Origin of the sequence: Paraburkholderia acidiphila (assembly GCF_009789655.1) — a bacterium.
Lineage (GTDB): Bacteria > Pseudomonadota > Gammaproteobacteria > Burkholderiales > Burkholderiaceae > Paraburkholderia > Paraburkholderia acidiphila.
The window spans coordinates 2270612-2293043 of the sequence record NZ_CP046909.1; the positions used below are offsets into that span (position 1 = coordinate 2270612).

The window sequence follows — 22432 nt, forward strand, 5'->3', positions numbered from 1 at the left end:
CCCCGTTTGAGGCTTACTGGTTCTGGCCGTCGAGCTTGGCCTTGAGCAGCGCGCCGAGGTTGGTCGTGCCGGTGGCAGCCTGACCCGAATCAGCCGACATGCTGCGCAGTGCTTCTTGCGTCTCAGCCGAATCCTTCGCCTTGATCGACAGGTTGATGCCACGCGACTTGCGATCGATGTTGATGATCATCGCGTTGACCTTGTCGCCTTCCTTCAGCACGTTGCGAGCATCTTCCACGCGGTCTTGCGCGATTTCCGAAGCACGCAGGTAGCCTTCGACGTCGGCGTTCAGCGTCACGACTGCGCCCTTGGCGTCAACCGACTTGACCACGCCGTCGACGATCGAACCCTTGTCGTTGACAGCAACGAAGTTGCTGAACGGGTCGCCTTCGAGCTGCTTGATGCCGAGCGAGATGCGTTCCTTCTCGACGTCGATGCCCAGAACCACGGCTTCGACTTCGTCGCCCTTCTTGTACTTGCGAACGGCTTCTTCGCCCGTTTCCGACCACGACAGGTCCGAAAGGTGAACCAGACCGTCGATGCCGCCAGGCAGACCGATGAAGACGCCGAAGTCGGTGATCGACTTGATTGCGCCTTGCAGCTTGTCGCCCTTCTTGAAGTTGCGGCTGAAGTCATCCCACGGATTCGGCTTGCACTGCTTCATGCCGAGCGAGATGCGGCGGCGGTCTTCGTCGATCTCGAGGACCATGACTTCGACTTCGTCGCCCAGCTGGACAACCTTCGACGGAGCAACGTTCTTGTTGGTCCAGTCCATTTCCGACACGTGAACCAGGCCTTCGATGCCCGATTCGACTTCGACGAACGCGCCGTAGTCGGTGATGTTCGTGACCTTGCCGAACAGGCGCGTGCCCGACGGGTAACGGCGCGAGATGCCTTCCCACGGATCGTCGCCCAGTTGCTTGATACCGAGCGAAACGCGGTTCTTTTCCTGGTCGAACTTGAGGATCTTCGCGGTGACTTCCTGGCCAACCGAGAGAACTTCGCTCGGGTGACGCACGCGACGCCATGCGATGTCGGTGATGTGCAGCAGGCCGTCGATGCCGCCGAGGTCCACGAACGCGCCGTAGTCGGTGATGTTCTTGACCACGCCGTTGACGATCGCGCCTTCCTTCAGCGTTTCGAGCAGCTTGGCGCGCTCTTCGCCTTGGGTCGCTTCGATCACTGCGCGGCGCGACAGCACGACGTTGTTACGCTTGCGGTCGAGCTTGATGACGCGGAATTCGAGCGTCTTGCCTTCGTACGGCGTCGTGTCCTTGACCGGACGCGTGTCGACGAGCGAACCCGGCAGGAACGCGCGGATGCCGTTGACCATGACGGTCATGCCGCCCTTGACCTTGCCCGTGATCGTGCCGGTCACGAGTTCGTTGTTGTCGAGGGCCTTTTCCAGCGACAGCCACGAAGCGAGACGCTTCGCCTTGTCGCGCGACAGGATCGTGTCGCCGTAGCCGTTTTCCAGCGCGTCGATTGCGACGGAAACGAAATCACCCGCCTGCACTTCCACTTCACCCGCGTCGTTCAGGAACTCTTCGAGCGGAATATAGGCTTCGGACTTGAGACCAGCGTTCACGACCACGAAGTTGTGGTCAACACGCACGACTTCGGCGGAGATCACTTCGCCGGCGCGCATGTCTTGACGGGTCAGCGACTCTTCGAACAGAGCCGCAAAAGATTCGGTATTCGGGGTGGAGGTTTGCAGGTCGGACATAAAAATCTGGATTTGCATGGTTTTCGCTGCTCCGCCAGCCAGTTTTGACCGGTCGGGCGTTGAGGCCGGAGCGCTTATGTTCGCGGCACAGATGCAAAAGCCACACGGGGTTAAAGGGTTTAAGACACGCCCTGTTTCTTTCCAGGGCACCAACTCGTACTGCTACTGCTTTCTTGCTGCTATCTTGTTACTGCGTTCTGCCGCGAGCGTAATTAGCGCGCGGGCCGCAGTTGGCTCGATTCCTGATACCACTGCACGACCTGTTCGACCGCCTGGTCGACGGAGAGCGCCGAGGTATCGAGAAGCTGCGCATCTGCTGCGGGCTTGAGCGGCGCGGCCGCACGGTTACTGTCGCGCGCGTCGCGTTCACGCAAATCCCGAAGCAAGTCATCCATATTAGCAGAAAAACCTTTTTGGATCAATTGCTTATGCCGGCGGGCCGCGCGGGCCTCCACGCTAGCCGTCAAAAACACCTTCAGAACGGCGTCAGGGAAGATCACGGTGCCCATGTCGCGGCCGTCCGCCACTAGCCCGGGAAGCTTGCGAAACGCCCGCTGGCGCGCCACGAGCGCCGTGCGCACAGCCGGATGGGCGGCGATCATCGAGGCGCGGTTGCCCACCTCTTCGGCGCGGATTTCGTTCGAAACGTCAACGCCGTCGAGCTGCGCGAGCCCCTCTCGGAACGTGATATGGAGATCGTCGATGAGCTTCGCAAGGCTTTCGGCGTCGTCTGGGGCAATCGCATAGCGCACGCTCGCGAGCGCGGCCAGCCGGTACAGCGCGCCGCTGTCGAGCAGGTGAAAGCCGAGTTGCGCGGCGACCAGCGCGGCCACCGTGCCCTTGCCGGAAGCGGTCGGGCCGTCGATCGTGATGACGGGTGTCGGATAAAAGGGACGGGTCGATTTCATGCGGCAAAGGGATTCGGCTTCGTTTGAATCAAGGTTGCGCGAGCGCCAGGAAGCGCTCGAAATAATCGGGGAACGTCTTGCCGACGCACTTCGGGTCGTTGATGCGCACCGGCACGCCGCCGAGGCTCACGAGCGAGAAGCACATCGCCATGCGGTGATCGTCGTAGGTGTCGATCGCGGCGTTCGGCGTGAGCTTTTCGGGCGGGCGCACGATCAGATAGTCGGGACCCTCTTCCACATTCGCGCCCACCTTGCGCAGCTCCGTGGCCATCGCGGCGATGCGGTCGGTTTCCTTCACGCGCCAGCTCGCGATGTTGCGCAGCGTGGTCGCGCCGTCGGCGAACAGCGCCGCCACCGCGATCGTCATGGCCGCGTCGGGAATCAGGTTGAAGTCCATGTCGATGGGGTCGAGCTTGCCGTGATCGTTGCCGATTCCGCGCACTTCGATCCAGTCGTCGGCGACCGTGACGTTCGCGCCCATGCGCATGAGCGCCGCCGCGAACGCCACGTCGCCCTGGATGCTCGAGCGCCCCACGCCTTCCACGCGCACCGGGCCGCCGCCAATCGCGCCCGCGGCGAGGAAATACGACGCCGAAGACGCATCGCCCTCCACCATGATCTTGCCAGGCGACTGATAGCGCACGCCCGCCGGAATCTCGAAGCGATGCCAGCCGTGACGCTCGACCTTCACGCCGAAACGCTCCATCAGCTTGATCGTGATTTCGATGTAGGGCTTGGAGATCAGCTCGCCGTCCACCTCGACGATCGTCACGCCGTCCTTGGCGCGCACGAGCGGCAGCGTCATGAGCAGCGCGGTGAGGAACTGGCTCGATACGTCGCCGCGCACGCGGATAGGCGCCTCGACCGAAATCGTCGCCGGGCGGATGCGCAGCGGCGGAAAGCCTTCGTTCTCTTCGTAATCGATCTTCGCGCCGATCTGGCGCAGGCCGTCCACGAGGTCGCCGATGGGCCGCTCGTGCATGCGCGGCACGCCGTGAATGCGGTAGTCGCCGCCGTTCACCGCAAGCGCGGCCGTGAGCGGTCGCACCGCCGTGCCCGCGTTGCCGAGAAAGAGATCCGCGCGCACGGCCTGGAACGCGCCGCGCGTGCCCTGCACGACACAGGTGTCGCCCTCGCGCTTCAATTTCACGCCGAGCTTTTCCAGCGCGTCGAGCATGACGCGCGTGTCGTCGGAGTCGAGCAGGTTCGTGATGGTCGTTTCGCCCTCGGCCAGCGCCGCGAGCAGCAGCACGCGGTTCGAGATGCTCTTCGAGCCGGGCAGACGGATCGTGCCGGACGCACGGGTGAACGGTCCGAGATCGAGGTGTTCCATGAACGTGTCCTGAGAATGCCTTGGGTTACGGCGCTCGCGCCGTCGAACTGAGTCCTGCTTGCTTATTTGCCTGGTGCTGTTTCGATGGCGGCCGCCGCGCCCTTGCCGCCGCGCTCCTGCCACGCCTCGCGCGCGGCGCGCGAACGCGCGAACACGGTTTCGAGCGCTGCGCCGTCGCCGGCGTCGATCGCCGCGCGCAGCCTGGCCAGCACTTCAGTGTAGCCGTCGAGTTCGGCGAGCAGCGCGGTACGGTTCGCGAGGCACACGTCGCGCCACATTTCGGGGCTCGACGCGGCAATGCGCGTGAAGTCGCGAAAGCCGCCGGCCGCGAACGAGAATTTCAATTGCGCGTCGGGCGAAGCGAGAATCTGGTCGACGAGAGCAAACGACAACACGTGCGGCAGATGGCTCACCGAAGCGAATACACGGTCGTGCTGCGCGGCCGGCATCTCGCCGATCACTGCCCCCGTCGCGCGCCACATCGCGGCGATGCGCTCGACCGATGCCGGCGCGTTTTCATCGAGCGGGCACAGCACGACGTTGCGGCCCACGTAGAGATCGGGCAACGCGGCGTCGACGCCGCTCGACTCGCGCCCGGCGATCGGGTGCCCCGGCACGAACTGGCCGATGCGCGCGCCGAGCGCGGCGCGGGCCGCGGCGATCACATCGCTCTTGGTGCTGCCGGCGTCGGTGACGATGGTCTCGCTGCCGAGATGCGGCGCGATGCGCTCGAGCAGCGCCTGGGTTTGCGCAACCGGTGCGGCGATCAACACGATATCGGCGCCGTCGAGCGCGGCGGCAAGCGCCGCTTCGTCGTCGAGCGTCGCGGCAGCATCGATCACGCCGAGTTCGAGCGCGCGCGACACCGAACTCGCGCTACGGCCCACGCCGATCACCCGCGCGCCTTCTCGCGCGGACGAACCCCGCACGCGCAACGCGCGCGCCAGCGACCCGCCGATCAGGCCGACGCCGAAAATCACGAGTTTGTTAAACGAAAACGCAGTCACGACGTCACCGAAAAAAGTAAAGTTTGCGCGTCAGGGCGCGCCAAGCGCTCGCTCGAGGGCCGCGACGAATGCCGCGTTCTCCTCGGGCAAGCCGATCGTCACACGCAGCCACTGCGGCAGCCCATAGTTGCCCACCGGTCGCACGATCACGGCTTGCTTGAGCAGCGCGAGGTTCACGCGCTCGCCGGCGCCATTGTCCGCTGCGTCCTTCGCCACGCGCACCAGCACGAAATTGCCGTCCGAAGGCACGTATTCGAGACCGAGGCGCTCGAACGCTGCGGTAAGCGTGCGATAGCCTTCGGCATTGAGCGCCGCGCTGCGCTCGAGGAATGCGGTGTCGCCGAGCGCGGCGATAGCGGCGGCCTGCGCGAGCGTGTTCACATTGAACGGCTGACGCAGACGGTTGAGCAGATCCGTCAGTTCCGGCTGCGCGATCGCAAAGCCGATGCGCAGGCCGGCGAGTCCATACGCCTTCGAGAACGTGCGCGAAACGAGCAGGTTCGGATAGCGGCGCACCCACGCGATCGAGTCGTAGCGCTTATCGGCCGCGAGGTATTCCGTGTACGCCTCATCGAGCACGACCGCGACATGCGCGGGCACCTTCGCGATGAATGCCTCGAGCTTTGCGCCTTCGATGAACGTGCCGGTCGGGTTGTTCGGATTCGCCACGAACACGAGACGCGTGTCTTCATCGATCGCCGCCAGCATCGCATCGAGGTCGTGCCCGTAGCGCACGGCCGGCGTCACGAGATGGCGCGCGCCGAGGCCTTGCGTCGCGAGTGCGTAGACCGCGAACGAGTACTGCGAATAGACGATCGACTGGCCTCGCTCGACGAACGCATGCGCAGCCATCTCGAGAATGTCGTTGCTGCCGTTGCCAAGCGTGATCCACTCGGGCGGCACGTCGTAGCGCGCGGCCAGCGCGGCCTTCAACTCGAACGCGTTCGAATCGGGATAGCGGCCCAGCTCGCTCGCGGCCTGCGCAATCGCGCGCTGCGCCGACTCGGGCACGCCGAGCGGATTCTCATTCGACGCGAGCTTCACGATGCGCGCTTCGTCGAGCCCGAACTCGCGGGCGACTTCGGAAATCGGTTTGCCGGCGATGTAAGGCGCGATTGCGCGCACATACGAGGGGCCGAATTGCGTGGTCATGCGTCTCTCCAGGGCTCAAGGCGCCGGGCGTACAACGGTCGGTTGCGCACGGCCGGTTGCGGACGGCCGGTAGCGGACGGCCGGTTGCGGACGGATCAGTGAAGGCGCGCCGCCCGGCATCTCCATGCGGCGGGCGGCGTTCGGCGGCGGGCCGCCCGCACCTTCCGCGCCTTAACGCGCGCGCGGATACGAGCCGAGAATCTTCAGAAACGCGGCTTTCTTGCTGAGTTCGTCGAGCGCGGCGGCCACGGCGGGTTCGTCGCGATGGCCTTCGAAGTCGATGTAGAAGTAGTACTCCCACGTGCTGCCAAGCCGCGCCGGACGCGACTCGAAACGCGTCATCGACACGCTGTGGCGCGCGAGCGGCTCGAGCAGCTTGTACACCGCGCCCGGCTCGTTCTTTACCGACACGATCATCGAGGTCTGGTCGCGGCCCGTCGCACCCGCCGGCTGCTTGCCGATCATCACGAAGCGCGTGCGGTTGTGCGGGTCGTCCTGGATCAGCGCGCTTGCGATCAACAGACCGTAGTGCGTCGCGGCGCGGTCGCCTGCAATCGCCGCAACCGTCGGGTCGGCGGCGGCGAGGCGCGCGGCCTCCGCATTGCTCGACACGGGCTGACGCTCGAGTTGCGGCGCATTCGCGGTCAGCCAGTGCTGGCACTGCGCGAGCGCCTGCGGGTGCGCGCACACGCGCTTCACGCCGTTCAGGTTGCCGCTGAGCGTCATCAGGTTGTGCTGGATCGGCAACGCGATTTCGCCGCCAATGACGAGCTGCGTTTCGAGGAACAGATCGAGCGTGCGCGACACGGCGCCCTCGGTCGAGTTCTCGACCGGCACGACGCCGAACTCGGCGGCGCCCGCCTCGACCGAGCGGAACACCTCGTCGATCGACGGGCATGGCAGGCCTTCGATCGACTGACCGAAGTACTGATACATCGCCTGTTCGCTATAGGTGCCGACCGGGCCGAGGAACGCGGCCGAAATCGTCTTTTCGAGCGAACGGCTCGCGGCCATGATCTCGCGCCAGATCGCGCTGATGTGGTCGTTGCCGAGCGGACCATCGCTCATGTTCTGCAGGCGCTCGATCACCTGAAGCTCGCGCTCCGGACGAAACACCGGCGCGTTGAAATGCTTCTTGACCTCGCCTACTTCGAGCGCGACCGAGGCGCGCTGGTTCAGGAGCGCGATAAGCTGCGCGTCGATCGCATCGATGCGTTCGCGCAGCGGTTTGAGTTGGGAGTTGAGTTCGTCGTCCATGCGTGAAACCGGCAATCTGAAAGGATGCGCGCGGCGCCGTTTCGCTCGATGAGCGAGGGGCGCTTACGCGTGCTTCGCCTCGAATTCCTTCATGTACTCGACCAGCGCCTTCACTGCCTCGAGCGGCACCGCGTTGTAAATCGATGCCCGCATGCCGCCGACGGACTTGTGGCCCTTCAGCTGCAACAGCCCGCGCGCTTTGGCGCCGGCGAGGAAATCTGCGTTACGTGTTTCGTCGGCGAGGAAGAACGGCACGTTCATCCGCGAGCGCGCGCGGCGCTCCACCTTATTGATGTAGAAGCTGCTTGCGTCGATCGTGTCGTAGAGCAGCTTCGCTTTTTCCACATTGCGCGCCTCGATGACTTCGAGACCGCCCTGGCGCTTGAGCCACTTGAACACGAGCCCCGCGATATAGATCGCGTAGGTCGGCGGCGTATTGAACATCGAGTTGTTCGCGGCCACGGTTTTCCATTCGAACGCCGACGGGCAAATCGGCATCGAGCGATCGAGCAGGTCTTCGCGCACGATCACGACCGTCACGCCCGCCATGCCGATGTTTTTCTGCGCGCCGCCGTAGAGCACGCCGTACTTGGCGATATCCATCGGGCGCGACAGGATGTGCGAGGAGGCGTCGGCCACGAGCGGAATGTCGCCCAGATCGGGAATCTCGAAGGTTTCGACGCCGTCGATCGTCTCGTTCGTGCACAGGTGCACGTAGGCGGGGTCGTCGGAGAGCTTCCACTCGCTCTTCGGCGGCGAATGCGTGAAACCGGCTTCGGTGCGGCCCGTCGCGGCAATATGCGACTCGCCGTACTTGAGCGCTTCCTTCTGCGACTTCTGCGACCACGAACCCGTGACGACAAAGTCGGCACGCGGCTTCGAGCCGAACAGGTTGAGCGGCACGATCGCGTTCTCGCCGATGCCGCCGCCCTGCAGGAACAGAATCTGGTGACTTGCGGGCACCTGCATCAGTTCGCGCAGATCGAGCAGCGCCTCGGCGTGGATCTGCATGAATTCCGGGCCGCGATGGCTCATTTCCATCACGCCCATGCCGCTGCCGTGCCAGTCGAGCATTTCGTCGGCGGCCTGACGCAGGACTTCTTCTGGCAACGCTGCCGGTCCGGCTGAGAAGTTGTAGACGCGCATCGTAAAAAAGATCCCCGAGGCAGGCGTTGTGGCAGAAACCACCGGAAAGCACGCCAGAAAAAGAAAATGGCCGCTTGCGCTTATCGCGCAAACGACCATTATCGCATTGTCGCCGGGAACCCGCCACGCGTGGCGCGGCGGTGGGTTTCCCGGCCTACGCGGCCAATCCGGCCCCGCTACCGTACTTCATGGCCGCGGAACCGAGGGCGCGCGATGCCTTAAGGCTTACTTGGCAGCCTTGACCGAAGCGACTTCCTTGTCGGCCTGGTCGCGCGTTGCCTTGATCGACTGCGGCATGTACTTCTGCATCAGGCTGTTCACGACGTCGCGGCCAACCTGGTCTTGAACCTGAATGAACTTGCGGCCGGTCGGGCTGCGGTAGAACGTGGTCAGGTCCTTGATTTCCTGCGTGCTGTAGTACTTCGCATACGCGTCGTACTGGGCTTGCATGGCGTCCTGCTTGAACGAGTCGGTCGCGAAGACCTGGCCTGCCGAGTCAACCAGCTTCGGCACGGCGTTCTTCTGCAGCGACGGGACGGCAGCTTGCTTCTGCTTGTCCGTCATCGTCTTGTTTTCCGAGAGCGCGTCCGACAGGATTGCCGGGACGAGTTGCTTGGCTTGCATCTGGGCGCTGTTGCCGATTGCGCCGACGAGCTTCTGTGCGTCGATCGCGTCGAGCAGGTCCTTGATCGCGGCTTGCTTGGCCGGATCGACGGGTGCTGCAGCCGCTGCCGGTGCCTGGGGGGCGGGCGCCTGGTTCTGGAGCGCCTGAGCCATGGCAAACGTCGGCACGAGAGCGGCCAGCAACATCACCTGCTTGAATCGTTTTTGCATCATTACTCCCTTTGAGAAATTAATCGATTTGCACTGCCGCGCGGACTGCGGGGCGCCGCATTGGCGTTCAATTGCGTTATGCGCCCGCCGGCCGGTCCGCCCGGCACACCATTCATTTAGCTGACACTAACAAGGTTCGCTGAAACCCACCTTAAAGCCCGCGTAAGCGCTTCGATTGAACACACTTCTGCGGGCCTGGATGACGCTTCACTCTTCGCCTTCGCCCGGTTCGCCCTCACCTTCGGCGTCCGTTTCTGCGTCCGCTTCGGCGACCTGCTGGAGTCCGGAGAGCTTCGTACCTTCGTCAAGGCTGATGAGTGTAACACCTTGCGTTGCACGGCCCATTTCGCGAATTTCCGACACGCGGGTGCGAATCAAAACGCCCGTAGTGGTGATCAACATGATCTGCGCTTCCGGGTCGACAAGTGTGGCCGCAACCACCTTGCCGTTACGCTCCGAAGTCTGGATCGCGATCATGCCCTTCGTGCCGCGGCCATGGCGCGTGTACTCCGTGATCGGCGTGCGCTTGCCATAACCGTTCTCGGTCGCAGTGAGCACCGACTGCTGCTCGTCGCCCGCCACGAGGAGCGCGATGACCTGTTGATTGTCTTCGAGCTGCATGCCGCGCACGCCGCGCGCTTCGCGGCCCATCGGGCGCACGTCGTTCTCGTCGAAACGCACGGCCTTGCCGGCGTCGGAGAACAGCATCACGTCGTGCTCGCCGTCGGTGATCGCAGCGCCGATCAGGTAGTCGCCGTCGTCGAGACCGACCGCAATAATACCCTTGCGCAACGGGCGGCTGAAGGCTTCGAGCGGCGTCTTCTTGACTGTACCCAGCGCGGTGGCCATGAAAACGAACTTGTCGGCCGAGAATTCCTTGACCGGCAGCACGACCGTGATCTTCTCGCCGTCCTGCAGCGGGAACATGTTGACGATCGGACGGCCGCGCGAGTTGCGCGAGCCCTGCGGCACTTCATACACCTTCACCCAGTACACGCGGCCGCGATTCGAGAAGCACAGAATGTGGTCGTGCGTATTGGCGATAAAGAGCGTGTCGATCCAGTCGTCATCCTTCATCGAGGTCGCCTGTTTGCCGCGACCTCCGCGCTTCTGGGCGCGATATTCCGACAACGGCTGCGATTTCACATAACCGGCATGCGACATGGTCACGACCATGTCCTGCGGCGTGATCAGGTCTTCGGTATTCAGCTCCGTGGCGTTCATCTCGATCTTCGAGCGGCGGGCATCGCCGAATTCGCTCTTGATCGAGGTGAGTTCCTCGGAGATCATGGTCGTTACGCGCTCGGGGCGCGCGAGGATGTCGAGCAGGTCGGCGATCTGCGCCATGACTTCGCGGTACTCGCCGATGATCTTGTCCTGCTCCAGGCCGGTCAGGCGCTGGAGGCGCATTTGCAGGATTTCCTGAGCCTGCGTGTCGGACAGACGGTAGAGGCCGTCGGCCTGCATACCATATTGCGGGTTCAGCCCTTCCGGACGGTAGGCATCGCGCCCACCCGCTGTCGCATTGTCCTGTTCCGCACGCGTGAGCATTTCACGCACGAGCGACGAATCCCACGAGCGGTTCATCAACTCCTGCTTCGCAATAGGCGGCGTCGGCGCGGCCTTGATGAGTTCGATGAAATCGTCGATGTTCGCGAGTGCAACGGCGAGGCCTTCGAGCACGTGGCCGCGTTCGCGCGCCTTGCGAAGTTCGTACACCGTACGGCGCGTGAGCACTTCGCGGCGATGCGAGAGGAAATGCTCGAGCATTTCCTTCAGGTTCAGCAGCTTCGGCTGGTTGTCCACCAGCGCGACCATGTTCATGCCGAACGTGTCCTGCAGCTGCGTCGCCTTGTAAAGATTGTTGAGGATGACCTCGGGCACTTCACCGCGCTTGAGCTCGATCACGACACGCATGCCGCTCTTGTCGGATTCGTCGCGAATATCGGAAATGCCTTCGAGCTTCTTCTCGTTGACGAGCTCGGCGATGCGCTCGAGCAGCGAGCGCTTGTTCACCTGATACGGCAGCTCGTCGACGATGATCGCCATGCGCTGACCGCGATCGATTTCCTCGAAGTGCGTGGCCGCGCGCATCACCACACGGCCACGGCCGGTGCGATAGCCGTCGCGCACGCCGGCGACGCCATAAATAATGCCGGCGGTCGGGAAATCCGGTGCGGGAATGATCTCGATCAGCTCGTCGATCGTTGCCTCCGGGCTCTTCAGCAGGTGCTGGCAAGCGTCGACAACTTCGTTGAGATTGTGCGGCGGAATATTCGTGGCCATGCCGACCGCGATACCCGACGAACCGTTGATGAGCAGGTTCGGAATGCGCGCGGGCAAGATCTGCGGCTCGCTTTCGCTGCCGTCGTAGTTCGGCCCGAAGTCGACGGTTTCCTTGTCGATGTCGGCGAGCAGTTCGTGGCCGATCTTCGCCATGCGGATTTCGGTGTATCGCATGGCGGCGGCGTTGTCGCCGTCGATGGAGCCGAAGTTGCCCTGGCCGTCGACCAGCATGTAGCGCAGGGAGAAGTCCTGCGCCATCCGCACGATGGTGTCGTAGACGGCTGTATCGCCGTGGGGGTGGTACTTACCGATGACGTCGCCGACGATACGCGCCGACTTCTTGTAAGCGCGGTTCCAGTCGTTATTCAGCTCGTGCATCGCGTAGAGCACGCGCCGGTGGACGGGCTTGAGGCCGTCACGAACATCCGGAAGTGCCCGCCCGACGATCACGCTCATCGCGTAATCGAGATACGAGCGGCGCATTTCCTCCTCGAGGGAGATTGGCAGAGTCTCTTTGGCGAATTGATCCATTATCGATGTCTTATTTGGGCACGCGGTGTGCTAACGCCTCGCCCCAACTGGAAGAGCGGAGGTCGCCACGACCACCGCGAGACGCCCAGCTGTCGCATGGACGCCGCGGACGCAGCGCATCACGCGATTCTACCATGCACGACACCCTCGCCCGCCGCCTGCGTATACCTATTAGAGGAGTGGCGCCGAAGCGCTCAAAAGCGCCTTGAGCGTGGCGCAAATGCCGCAGTGCGAACCGGAATCAGATGCACCGCCACCGATTTGGATAACAATGTGTCACACACCGACTACCCAGGCGCACTACCAGGTAAAATAACGGGAACTTTTTTGTTGCGGGCGTACCACGTTCGACAAGCCGCAGTGAAAGGGGCGGATTTTTTTTATCGTCGGAGGGGAACGATATGGCAAAATGCCAACGCACAAAGTTAGACACTGCTCGAAGTCTACACAACGCAAAGCGTTCCCCACAACTTGCCAATGTTATACTTCGAGCAATGTATGACTTGTCTTCGTCATATGGCTCGCAGTAAACCTGCGGTAATCTCAATTTCGAGAGGAGAAATATGAATAAACTTTCAAAGCTCGCGTTCATTGCAGCTACCGCAGTTGTGGCTGCATCCGCTCAGGCACAATCGGTGCCGGCGTCGCGACAAGCCGTCAATGACAACTGGGTGAATGGTACCGGCGAATACGTGTGGATGAACGGCACGAACGAGCTTTGCTGGCGCGATGCATTCTGGACGCCGGCCACCGCCAACGCCAAGTGCGATGGCGCCCTGGTCGCCCAGGCACCGACGCCGCCGGTCGCTCCGGTTGCTCCGGCCATCACCAGCCAGAAGATCACGTACCAGGCTGACGCCCTGTTCGACTTCGACAAGGCTATCCTGAAGCCGGCTGGCAAGGAAAAGCTGGACGACCTGGCAAGCAAGATCCAGGCGCTGAACCTCGAAGTCGTCGTCGCGACGGGCTACACCGACCGTATCGGCTCGGCTGCCTACAACGACCGTCTGTCGCTGCGCCGTGCGCAAGCCGTCAAGTCGTACCTGGTCAGCAAGGGCGTTCCGGCAGAGCGCATCTACACGGAAGGCAAGGGCAAGCGCAACCCGGTTACGACGGGCTGCAACCAGAAGAACCGCAAGGCTCTCATCGCCTGCCTCGCACCGGACCGTCGCGTGGAAGTCGAAGTCGTCGGCACGCAAAAGCAGTAATCGCGAGCTTTCGACCGCAAGTCTCAAAAGCCCCGCTTCGGCGGGGCTTTTTTTATCCCGCGCGATTTTCTCCTGTCCCCCTTCTTACATTTCGCCTGGCGCGCGGCTTTATCGTTTCGGAAAGATTGACGCCGCAGCGTGGCCAGCGTGGCATTTGGCCGCCCTGGGCACCCGCCTGTATACTCGGGGTTTATTCTTTCCGACCCGCACCGCGCTTCAGGCTGCCACGACATGACGAATGCCGATCCCCATGAGCTGCAGAAATTCAGTGATCTCGCTCATCGCTGGTGGGACCCAAACGCCGAATTCAAGCCGCTGCACGAACTCAACCCCATTCGCCTTGGCTGGATCGACGGTCACGCACATCTACCGTCCAAGCGCGTACTCGACATCGGCTGCGGCGGCGGCATCCTCTCCGAATCGATGGCGGGGCTTGGCGCAACCGTGAAAGGCATCGACCTTTCGCGCGAGGCGCTCGGCGTAGCCGACCTGCACAGCCTCGAGAGCGGCGTGACGGTGGACTACGAGCTGATCGCCGCCGAAACGATCGCCGCACGCGAACCTGCGTCGTTCGACGTCGTGACCTGCATGGAAATGCTCGAACACGTGCCAGAGCCCGCCGAGGTCGTGAAGGCGTGCGCTACGCTCGTGAAGCCTGGCGGCTGGGTGTTCTTTTCGACGCTCAATCGCAACGTGAAGTCGTATCTTCTCGCCGTGATCGGTGCGGAGTACATCGCGCAGATGCTGCCGAAGGGCACGCACGACTACGCGCGCTTCATCCGCCCCTCGGAGCTTGCCGCGTTCGTGCGCGACGCCGGCATGCGTGTCGCCGAGATCAAGGGCATCACGTATAACCCGCTCACGCGGCACTTCGCGCTGTCTAACGACTCCAGCGTCAATTACATGATCGCCTGCCGGCGCGACGCCTGAAGACGCTTGCGCGATCGGCGCCGCCGGACCACCTTGCTCTGGCGGCATTTCCCGCACACCGGCGCGCCGCGCCATCGCTTCCACACATGAACTCACCCACGAACGCCCAATCTGCCGCGGACAGCGGCACAGCGCTTGCCGCTTGCGACGCCGTGCTGTTCGACTTCGACGGCACGCTCGCCGATACGGCCCCCGACCTGGCCGCCGCCGTCAACCAGATGCGCCACGCGCGCGGCCTCGTGCCCGCGCCGCTCGAGAAGCTGCGTCCGCTCGCTTCGGCCGGCGCGCGCGGCCTGATAGGCGGCGCGTTCGGGATCGGCCCCGACGATCGCGAGTTCGCCGCCATGCGCGAGGAATTCCTCGCCAATTACGAGGCGAACCTGCGCGTCGAGACGGCGCTCTTCGCCGGGATCGACGCCGTGCTCGACGACCTCGACGCGCGCGGCGTGCGCTGGGGCATCGTGACGAACAAGGTCGCACGGCTCACCGAGCCGCTCGTGAAGCTGATGCATCTGGACACGCGCGCAAGTTGCGTGGTGAGCGGCGATACGACGCCCTATTCCAAGCCTCATCCGGCGCCGTTGCTGCACGCGGCCGAGGCGCTCGGCATGGCGCCGCAGCGCGTGGTGTATGTCGGCGACGATCTGCGCGATGTGCAGGCGGGTGCCGCGGCGGGCATGGCGACAATCGCCGCCGCCTACGGCTACTGCGGCAACGACGTGCCGCCCTCGCAGTGGAATGCGCAATATGTCGCCGACACCACGGCAGCGCTGTTCGCCCTGCTTCAGCACATCGGCAAGCCGGCCTGAGGCGACGTAGACGCGAACGTCAATGCCGATATGCAAGCGGCTTTTGTGCAGGGACAGCCCCGCGCGCCCCTTGAATCGGGCGCGGTTCGCCTCATATGGCGAACTATGTGATAATTCTTCTTTCCTCTGGGGCCGACCTGGTTTCGACAGGGGTTATGAAGTAATCAGGGCATGCCGAGGACCCGTCACCTCGTTAATCAATGGGAAAAACGTAACTGCAAACGACGATACGTTCGCACTGGCAGCCTAAGGGCCGCCGTCCTCTGCCTAGCTTACTGACGGGCTAGCGTCGCAAGACCGGTAGCAATACCGCCAGAGGTCATTTACGTCAGTTAAGCCTTGGTGGCGTCACGACGCCAAGGTCGAAAATCTAGTGAATCGCCGTAGCGCAGCGTGTTCGTCCGCGTCGCTGCGGTTAAATCAAATGACAGAACTACGCATGTAGAACTGGTTATGGACTGCTTCTGGACGCGGGTTCGATTCCCGCCGGCTCCACCAGATATTTCCGGTCGTCCACGACGAACGGACTCAAGCCCCGCCGCCGCAAGGCTGTCGGGGCTTTTTGTTTTCCAAGGTGTCCTGACACCCGCAAACCCGGCAAAGCGCCCATAAAAAAACTCGCGACAGCCCTTTCGGGCTTCGCGAGTCTTTTTATGCCACAGGCGACGCAACGAGCGCCCGCGCCCTTACACCATCAATTATCCTGCGGGCACTGCAGATTACAGCCGTTCGGATCGCCCAGATCGCCACGCTTGCGTGCGGCAGACGCTTTGCCATGCTGATACTTTTCCGAAGGCGCCGAAGCGGCGTACTGCATTTGCGGATGCTCGTTGAACTTGAACTGATCGCCGAGGATGCCACCAGGCACGCCCGGCGAGTTCTGCGCAAACGCGAGGTTGAATGTAGCAAACAACGCTGCTGCCGTAGCGGCTGCAGCACACATCTTAAGGGTAAATTTCATGGTCGATCGGCGCGACGAGCGCGCATCTGAAACGTGAGAGCGAATACGAACTGAAAGTATCACAAAAAGCGCCTCAGTCTGCAGCGTCGTCTGCCCAATACATTGCCTTCTATTACAACGCGCGCGGGCCGCCCCATGCGGCTTCGAGTTCCACGACGTCGCCGCAGGACGCAGGATCATAGCCTTCGAGCTGCGCAACCGACGCACGGAATCCGGCCCCGCGCAGCAGCGACAGGACCGTCGCCAGCGGCTCATGTGCGAGATGAGCGCGATCACACGCGAAATAATAGTCTTCGTCGGCGATTTCGATGAAATCGAGGCCGAAATGGTGCGCAGCCGGTTCCACGCCAAAACCCACATCGGCCATGCCGCTCGCCACGAACGCGGCGATCGCCGAGTGCGTGAGTTCCGACGATGCATAGCCGTTCACGCGTTCGGGATCGACGCCGATGCGCGTAAGCAGCAGGTCGATCAGCATGCGCGTGCCCGAGCCCGGCTGCCGGTTCACAAAGCGGATATCCCCGCGCGCAAGGTCGGCGAGACCCGTGACCTGCTTCGGGTTGCCACGCCCGACGAAGAGCCCCTGCTTGCGCTGCGTGAGATGGATCAGCACATGCCGCTGCGGGTCGAGCCAACTGCGGTAGGCGTTGGCACAGGCGGCCCGAAAATCGCCGCGCGGCAAATGAAAGCCCGCGAGGTCGCATTCGCCGCGTGCGAGCGCCGTGATCGCATCGACGCTGTCGCGGTACTTGATCTCCACGGGCACCTGGTCGGCGACAAGCGCCGTCACGAGCGCCGCCACCGCGTAGCCGTGCGAAGCGTGGATGCGCAGATCCTGCGCGTTGGGCGCGAGCCAGCGGTTCAGGTCGCTCGCCACCTCGCTCGCCAGCGCCTCGAGGTTGCCCTGCAGCCGTTCCCCGCACAGGCGCTGCGAACGCAGCACGGCCTCGCCTAGTTCGGAGAGCACGGAGCCGCGGCCACGCGCTTTCGCGATCAGCGCGCCGCCCAGGCGCTCCTCCACTTCGCGCAACACGCCCCACGCATGGCGATAGGACAAACCCTTACGCTGCGCGGCCTGCGCAATGCTTCCTTCTTCCGCGACGAGCGCAAGCAACGGCACAACGTCCGTCAGGCTTGCCTCTCGGCCTTCCGCATCGCGCACGACTAGCTGCGCATGGCACTCGACCTTGATCATTATGAAATCTTCCTTCCTATTGCGTCCGCCATTCCACGGGCCTATTGTTCGGTCAGACAACAAGACAACCGCAGCATAGATGCACACTTTATGAATAACAAGTGCATATATGCCCAGGAGAAGCCCCATGATGGAAGAGACAGCTGTTAGCGCACCGGACGATCTCGTCCTGCGTCACGCGCAACCGGGCCGCACGCTGCTTGCGATCCTGCATGCGATCCAGGATGAAGTCGGCTTCGTGCCGCCGGCCACGGTCGTGCCGCTTTCGAAGGCGCTGAGTCTTTCGCGCGCCGAGGTGCACGGCGTGATCACCTACTACCACCACTTCCGCACCGCGCCGCCCGCGCCGGTCACGGTCCAGCTGTGCCGCGCCGAGGCGTGCCGCAGCATGGGGAGCGAAACGCTCGCGCAGCACGTCGAGGCGCACACCGGCTGCCGGTTCGGTCAGCACGGCCACGACGCCGAGCATGCGCATGCGCACGAAGGTCCGGTCGCGCTGGAGTCCGTCTATTGCCTCGGCCAATGCGCGCTCTCGCCCGCCATGATGATTAACGGCACCTTGCACGCAAAAGTGACCCCGCAGAAGTTCGACAAGCTCTACGCCGCCGCGCTCGCCACCGTGCGCACCGAGGAGGCCGCATGACACGCGTCTACGTACCCCGCGATTCCTCGGCCCTCGCGCTCGGCGCGGATGCCATCGCCGAAGCCATCGAACGCGAAGCCGCCGCGCGCGGCGCGAGCATCGAACTCGTGCGCAACGGTTCGCGCGGCCTGCTCTATCTCGAACCGCTCGTCGAAATCGAAACGCCCGATGGCCGCGTCGGCTACGCGAATGTCGAGCCCGACGAAGTGGGCGCGCTCTTCGACGCCGGCTTCCTGCAAGGCGGCCAGCACGCGCGCAGCGTAGGGCTCGTCGAGCAGATTGCGTATCTGCGCAAGCAGCAGCGCCTCACGTTCGCGCGCATCGGCATCACCGACCCGCTTTCCACTGACGACTACGTCGCTCACGGCGGCCTCGAAGGCTTGCGCAATGCGTTGAAAATGACCGGCGCCGCTATCTGCGAATCGCTCGTCGAGTCGGGCCTGCGTGGCCGCGGCGGCGCGGCGTTCCCGGCCGGCATCAAGTGGCGCACGGTCGCGAATGCGCAAGCCGACCAGAAGTACATCGTCTGCAATGCCGACGAAGGCGATTCGGGCACGTTCTCCGACCGCCTCGTCATGGAAAGCGATCCGTATGTGCTGATCGAAGGCATGACGATCGCGGGCATCGCGGTGGGCGCCACCGTTGGCCACATCTACGTGCGCAGCGAGTATCCGCATTCGATCGCGACGCTCGAAGAAGCCATCCAGCGTGCGCGTGCGGCAGGCTGGCTCGGCGACGACGTGCTCGGCAGCGGCAAGCGCTTCGAGCTGTTCGTGGCCAAGGGCGCCGGCGCTTACGTGTGCGGCGAGGAAACAGCGCTGCTCGAATCGCTCGAAGGCAAGCGCGGCATCGTGCGCGCCAAGCCGCCGCTGCCCGCGCTCTCCGGCCTCTACGGCAAGCCCACCGTCATCAACAACGTCATCACGCTCGCGACGGTGCCGATCATCTTTGCCAAGGGCGCGGCGTTCTACAAGGACTTCGGCATGGGCCGCTCGCGCGGCACGCTGCCGTTCCAGCTCGCGGGCAACATCGCGCGCGGCGGGCTCGTCGAGCTTGCGTTCGGCGTGACGCTGCGCGAGCTGATGGTCGACTACGGTGGCGGCACCGCCAGCGGCCGCCCGGCGCGCGCCGTGCAGGTCGGCGGCCCGCTCGGCACCTATCTGCCCGAGAGCCAGTGGGACATTCCCATGGACTACGAAGCGTATGCGGCAGTCGGCGCGGTCGTGGGCCACGGCGGCCTCGTCGTGCACGACGATACGTCGAATCTCGCCGATCTCGCCCAGTACGCCATGGAGTTCTGCACGCTCGAATCGTGCGGCAAGTGCACGCCTTGCCGCATCGGTTCGACGCGCGGCGTCGAGGTGATCGCGAAGATCCGCAAGGGCGACACGTCTGAGAAACAGGTCACGCTGCTGCGCGACCTGTGCGAGACGATGGTGTCCGGCTCGCTCTGTGCGATGGGCGGCATGACGCCCTACCCCGTGATCTCCGCACTCAACCATTTCCCTGAAGATTTCGGTCTCGAACCCGTTGCCGCTCCGGCAGCAGCAGCCTGAACGAGGAACCACCATGTCCGACACGCTCATGTCCCAAGCCGGTGGTTGCGGTTCCGGCAATTGCGCCTGCAAATCGGCGGCAATGAAACAACGTTCGCCTCTCGACGACACCGATTACGGCACGCCGCTCGTCCACGCCGACGTCGACGTCACACTCGAAATCGACGGCCAGTCCGTCACGGTGCCGGCCGGCACTTCGGTGATGCGCGCCTCCATCGAGGCAGGCATCAACGTGCCCAAGCTGTGCGCCACCGATTCGCTCGAGCCGTTCGGCTCGTGCCGCCTGTGTCTCGTGGAAATCGAAGGCCGCCGCGGCTATCCCGCCTCGTGCACGACGCCGGTCGAAGCGGGCATGAAGGTGCGCACGCAAAGCAATCAGCTGCAAAAGCTGCGCCGCAACGTGATGGAGCTGTACATCTCCGATCACCCGCTCGACTGCCTCACCTGCCCCGCCAATGGCGACTGCGAACTGCAGGACATGGCGGGCGTCACGGGCCTGCGCGAAGTGCGCTACGGCTTTGACGGCGCGAATCACCTGAAAGACAAGAAGGACGAATCGAATCCTTACTTCACGTACGACCCGTCCAAGTGCATCGTCTGCAATCGTTGCGTGCGCGCGTGTGAAGAGACGCAAGGCACGTTCGCGTTGACCATCGCCGGGCGCGGCTTCGAATCGCGTGTCGCCGCCGGCGCGAGCGAAGCGTTCATGGACTCGGAATGCGTGTCGTGCGGCGCGTGCGTGGCCGCGTGCCCGACCGCCACGCTGCAGGAAAAAACCGTCGTGATGCTGGGCCAGGCCGAGCACTCGGTCGTGACGACTTGCGCCTATTGCGGCGTGGGCTGCTCGTTCAAGGCCGAGATGAAGGGCAACGAAGTCGTGCGCATGGTGCCGCACAAGAACGGCCAGGCGAACGAAGGCCACGCCTGCGTGAAGGGCCGCTTCGCGTGGGGCTACGCCACCCACAAGGACCGCATCAAGAAGCCGATGATCCGCGCGAAGATCACCGATCCGTGGCGCGAAGTGAGCTGGGACGAAGCGATCAACTACGCCGCGAGCGAGTTCCGCCGCATCCAGGCCAAGCACGGGCGCGATTCGATTGGCGGCATCACGTCTTCGCGCTGCACGAACGAGGAAACGTATCTCGTGCAGAAACTCGTGCGCGCCGCGTTCGGCAACAACAACGTCGATACCTGCGCACGCGTGTGCCACTCGCCCACGGGCTATGGCCTGAAGACGACGCTCGGCGAATCGGCGGGTACGCAGACCTTCGCGTCGGTCGATCACTCCGACGTGATCATGGTGATCGGCGCGAACCCCACCGACGGCCACCCCGTGTTCGGCTCGCGTCTGAAGCGCCGCGTGCGTCAGGGCGCGAAGCTCATCGTCGTCGATCCGCGCCGCATCGATATCGTCGATACCGCGCACGTGAAGGCCGAATATCACCTGCAACTGCGCCCGGGCACCAACGTCGCGATGGTCAACTCGATCGCGCACGTGATCGTCACCGAAGGGCTCGTGAACGAGCCGTTCGTGGCCGAGCGCTGCGAAACCCGCGCGTTCGAGCAATGGCGCGATTTCGTCTCGCTGCCGGAAAACTCGCCGGAAGCCATGGCCGAAGTGACCGGCGTGCCGGCCGAGCAAGTGCGTGCCGCCGCGCGCCTCTATGCGCAGCAAGGCAATTCGGCGATCTACTACGGCCTCGGCGTCACGGAGCACGCGCAAGGCTCGACCATGGTGATGGGCATCGCCAACCTCGCGATGGCAACGGGCAACATCGGCCGCGAAGGCGTCGGCGTGAATCCGCTGCGCGGCCAGAACAACGTGCAGGGTTCGTGCGACATGGGCTCCTTCCCGCACGAGCTGCCGGGCTATCGCCACGTGGGCGACGCCACGACGCGCGCGCTCTTCGAAGACGCATGGAACGTCGCGCTGCAAAGCGAGCCGGGCCTGCGCATTCCGAACATGTTCGAGGCGGCGCTCGACGGCACCTTCATGGGCCTGTACTGCCAGGGCGAGGACATCGTCCAGTCCGACCCGAACACGCAGCACGTGGCGGCGGCGCTTTCGTCGATGGAATGCATCGTCGTGCAGGACATCTTCCTGAACGAAACGGCGAAGTACGCGCATGTCCTGCTGCCCGGCTCGTCGTTCCTGGAAAAGGACGGCACGTTCACCAACGCCGAACGCCGCATCTCGCGCGTACGCAAGGTCATGCCGCCGATCGCCGGGTACGCGGACTGGGAAGCGACGATCCTGCTCGCCCGCGCACTCGGCTACGAGATGGACTACACACATCCGTCGCAGATCATGGACGAGATCGCGCGCCTCACGCCCACGTTCCACGGTGTCTCGTACAAGAAGATCGACGAGATGGGCAGCATCCAGTGGCCGTGCAATGAGCAGGCGCCCGATGGCACGCCGATCATGCACATCGACGAATTCGTGCGCGGCAAGGGCAAGTTCGTCATCACGAAGTTCATCGCTTCGCCGGAGAAGGTCACGCGCCGTTTCCCGCTCCTGCTCACGACGGGCCGCATCCTCTCGCAGTACAACGTGGGCGCGCAAACCCGCCGCACCGAGAATTCGCGCTGGCACGAGGAAGACCGGCTCGAGCTCCATCCGGTGGACGCAGAAGACCGCGGCATTCGCGACGGCGACTGGGTGGGCATCGAATCGCGCGCCGGGCATACGGTGCTGCGCGCCAAGGTCAGCACGCGCATGCAGCCGGGCGTGGTCTACACGACGTTCCACTTCCCCGAATCGGGCGCGAACGTCATCACCACGGATGCCTCCGACTGGGCCACGAACTGCCCGGAATATAAGGTGACGGCCGTGCAGGTCAGCCACGTGCAGCAGCCCTCGGAATGGCAGCGCGAATACTCGCGCTTCAACACGACCCAGCTCGAGCTGCTGAGCAAGCGCGAACCGCTTACAACCTCAGGGAAATAA

Annotated in this window: 17 protein-coding genes and 1 other RNA gene; 7 read left to right on the forward strand and 11 right to left on the reverse strand. The window is 63.8% G+C overall.

What is annotated here, in order from left to right; genetic code table 11:
- Positions 1-13: 13 nt before the first annotated feature.
- The 9 genes from rpsA to gyrA all read right to left on the reverse strand — a co-directional run bounded on the left by rpsA (position 14) and on the right by gyrA (position 12180).
- Entirely contained in the window at positions 14-1744 is a 1731-nt protein-coding gene (rpsA, locus tag FAZ97_RS10240; protein ID WP_158758332.1) for a 30S ribosomal protein S1, read from the reverse strand.
- Positions 1745-1938: 194 nt separating this feature from the next.
- The gene (cmk, locus tag FAZ97_RS10245; RefSeq protein WP_158758333.1) at positions 1939-2634 is read right to left on the reverse strand and encodes a (d)CMP kinase; all 696 of its coding nucleotides are present in this window, start codon (positions 2632-2634) and stop codon (positions 1939-1941) included.
- A 28-nt stretch (positions 2635-2662) separates the two neighbouring features.
- Positions 2663-3967, reverse strand: coding sequence for a 3-phosphoshikimate 1-carboxyvinyltransferase (aroA, locus tag FAZ97_RS10250; RefSeq protein WP_158758334.1), 1305 nt, complete (start codon positions 3965-3967; stop codon positions 2663-2665).
- A 62-nt stretch (positions 3968-4029) separates the two neighbouring features.
- A complete protein-coding gene (locus FAZ97_RS10255) occupies positions 4030-4974 on the reverse strand; it encodes a prephenate dehydrogenase (protein WP_158758335.1) in 945 nt (314 codons plus the stop codon).
- Positions 4975-5004: 30 nt separating this feature from the next.
- Complete coding sequence (hisC, locus tag FAZ97_RS10260; RefSeq protein WP_158758336.1) at positions 5005-6126, reverse strand: histidinol-phosphate transaminase; 1122 nt, start codon at positions 6124-6126, stop codon at positions 5005-5007.
- 171 nt (positions 6127-6297) lie between these two features.
- Positions 6298-7383, reverse strand: coding sequence for a prephenate dehydratase (gene pheA, locus FAZ97_RS10265; RefSeq protein ID WP_158758337.1), 1086 nt, complete (start codon positions 7381-7383; stop codon positions 6298-6300).
- A gap of 63 nt (positions 7384-7446) precedes the next feature.
- The gene (gene serC / locus FAZ97_RS10270) at positions 7447-8529 is read right to left on the reverse strand and encodes a 3-phosphoserine/phosphohydroxythreonine transaminase (protein ID WP_158758338.1); all 1083 of its coding nucleotides are present in this window, start codon (positions 8527-8529) and stop codon (positions 7447-7449) included.
- A 225-nt stretch (positions 8530-8754) separates the two neighbouring features.
- The gene (locus tag FAZ97_RS10275; protein ID WP_158758339.1) at positions 8755-9363 is read right to left on the reverse strand and encodes a DUF2059 domain-containing protein; all 609 of its coding nucleotides are present in this window, start codon (positions 9361-9363) and stop codon (positions 8755-8757) included.
- 207 nt (positions 9364-9570) lie between these two features.
- Entirely contained in the window at positions 9571-12180 is a 2610-nt protein-coding gene (gyrA, locus tag FAZ97_RS10280; protein WP_158758340.1) for a DNA gyrase subunit A, read from the reverse strand.
- A 563-nt stretch (positions 12181-12743) separates the two neighbouring features.
- Between gyrA and ompA the strand changes: the two genes are divergently transcribed.
- The 4 genes from ompA (at position 12744) to ssrA (ending at position 15625) form a co-directional block, all read left to right on the forward strand.
- Complete coding sequence (ompA, locus tag FAZ97_RS10285) at positions 12744-13388, forward strand: outer membrane protein OmpA (protein ID WP_158758341.1); 645 nt, start codon at positions 12744-12746, stop codon at positions 13386-13388.
- Between the two features lie 231 nt (positions 13389-13619).
- The gene (ubiG, locus tag FAZ97_RS10290) at positions 13620-14318 is read left to right on the forward strand and encodes a bifunctional 2-polyprenyl-6-hydroxyphenol methylase/3-demethylubiquinol 3-O-methyltransferase UbiG (protein ID WP_158758342.1); all 699 of its coding nucleotides are present in this window, start codon (positions 13620-13622) and stop codon (positions 14316-14318) included.
- Positions 14319-14404: 86 nt separating this feature from the next.
- Positions 14405-15127 carry an HAD-IA family hydrolase gene (locus FAZ97_RS10295; protein WP_158758343.1) on the forward strand — a complete coding sequence of 241 codons (723 nt, stop codon included), beginning with the start codon at positions 14405-14407 and terminating at the stop codon, positions 15125-15127.
- A 128-nt stretch (positions 15128-15255) separates the two neighbouring features.
- Positions 15256-15625, forward strand: a transfer-messenger RNA (tmRNA) gene (ssrA, locus tag FAZ97_RS10300).
- Between the two features lie 196 nt (positions 15626-15821).
- Here the strand turns inward: ssrA and FAZ97_RS10305 are convergent.
- Both FAZ97_RS10305 and FAZ97_RS10310 read right to left on the reverse strand, forming a co-directional pair.
- Entirely contained in the window at positions 15822-16088 is a 267-nt protein-coding gene (locus tag FAZ97_RS10305) for a hypothetical protein (protein ID WP_158759130.1), read from the reverse strand.
- Positions 16089-16200: 112 nt separating this feature from the next.
- Complete coding sequence (locus FAZ97_RS10310; protein WP_158758344.1) at positions 16201-17283, reverse strand: substrate-binding domain-containing protein; 1083 nt, start codon at positions 17281-17283, stop codon at positions 16201-16203.
- A gap of 130 nt (positions 17284-17413) precedes the next feature.
- Between FAZ97_RS10310 and FAZ97_RS10315 the strand changes: the two genes are divergently transcribed.
- Genes FAZ97_RS10315 through fdhF form a run of 3 tightly spaced genes read left to right on the forward strand, consistent with a single transcriptional unit; the run spans position 17414 to position 22432 of the window.
- A complete protein-coding gene (locus FAZ97_RS10315; protein WP_158759131.1) occupies positions 17414-17926 on the forward strand; it encodes an NAD(P)H-dependent oxidoreductase subunit E in 513 nt (170 codons plus the stop codon).
- The gene (locus tag FAZ97_RS10320) at positions 17923-19482 is read left to right on the forward strand and encodes a formate dehydrogenase beta subunit (RefSeq protein ID WP_158758345.1); all 1560 of its coding nucleotides are present in this window, start codon (positions 17923-17925) and stop codon (positions 19480-19482) included. The genes FAZ97_RS10315 and FAZ97_RS10320 overlap by 4 nt, the downstream gene beginning before the upstream one ends.
- A 13-nt stretch (positions 19483-19495) precedes the next feature.
- Complete coding sequence (gene fdhF, locus FAZ97_RS10325) at positions 19496-22432, forward strand: formate dehydrogenase subunit alpha (RefSeq protein WP_158758346.1); 2937 nt, start codon at positions 19496-19498, stop codon at positions 22430-22432.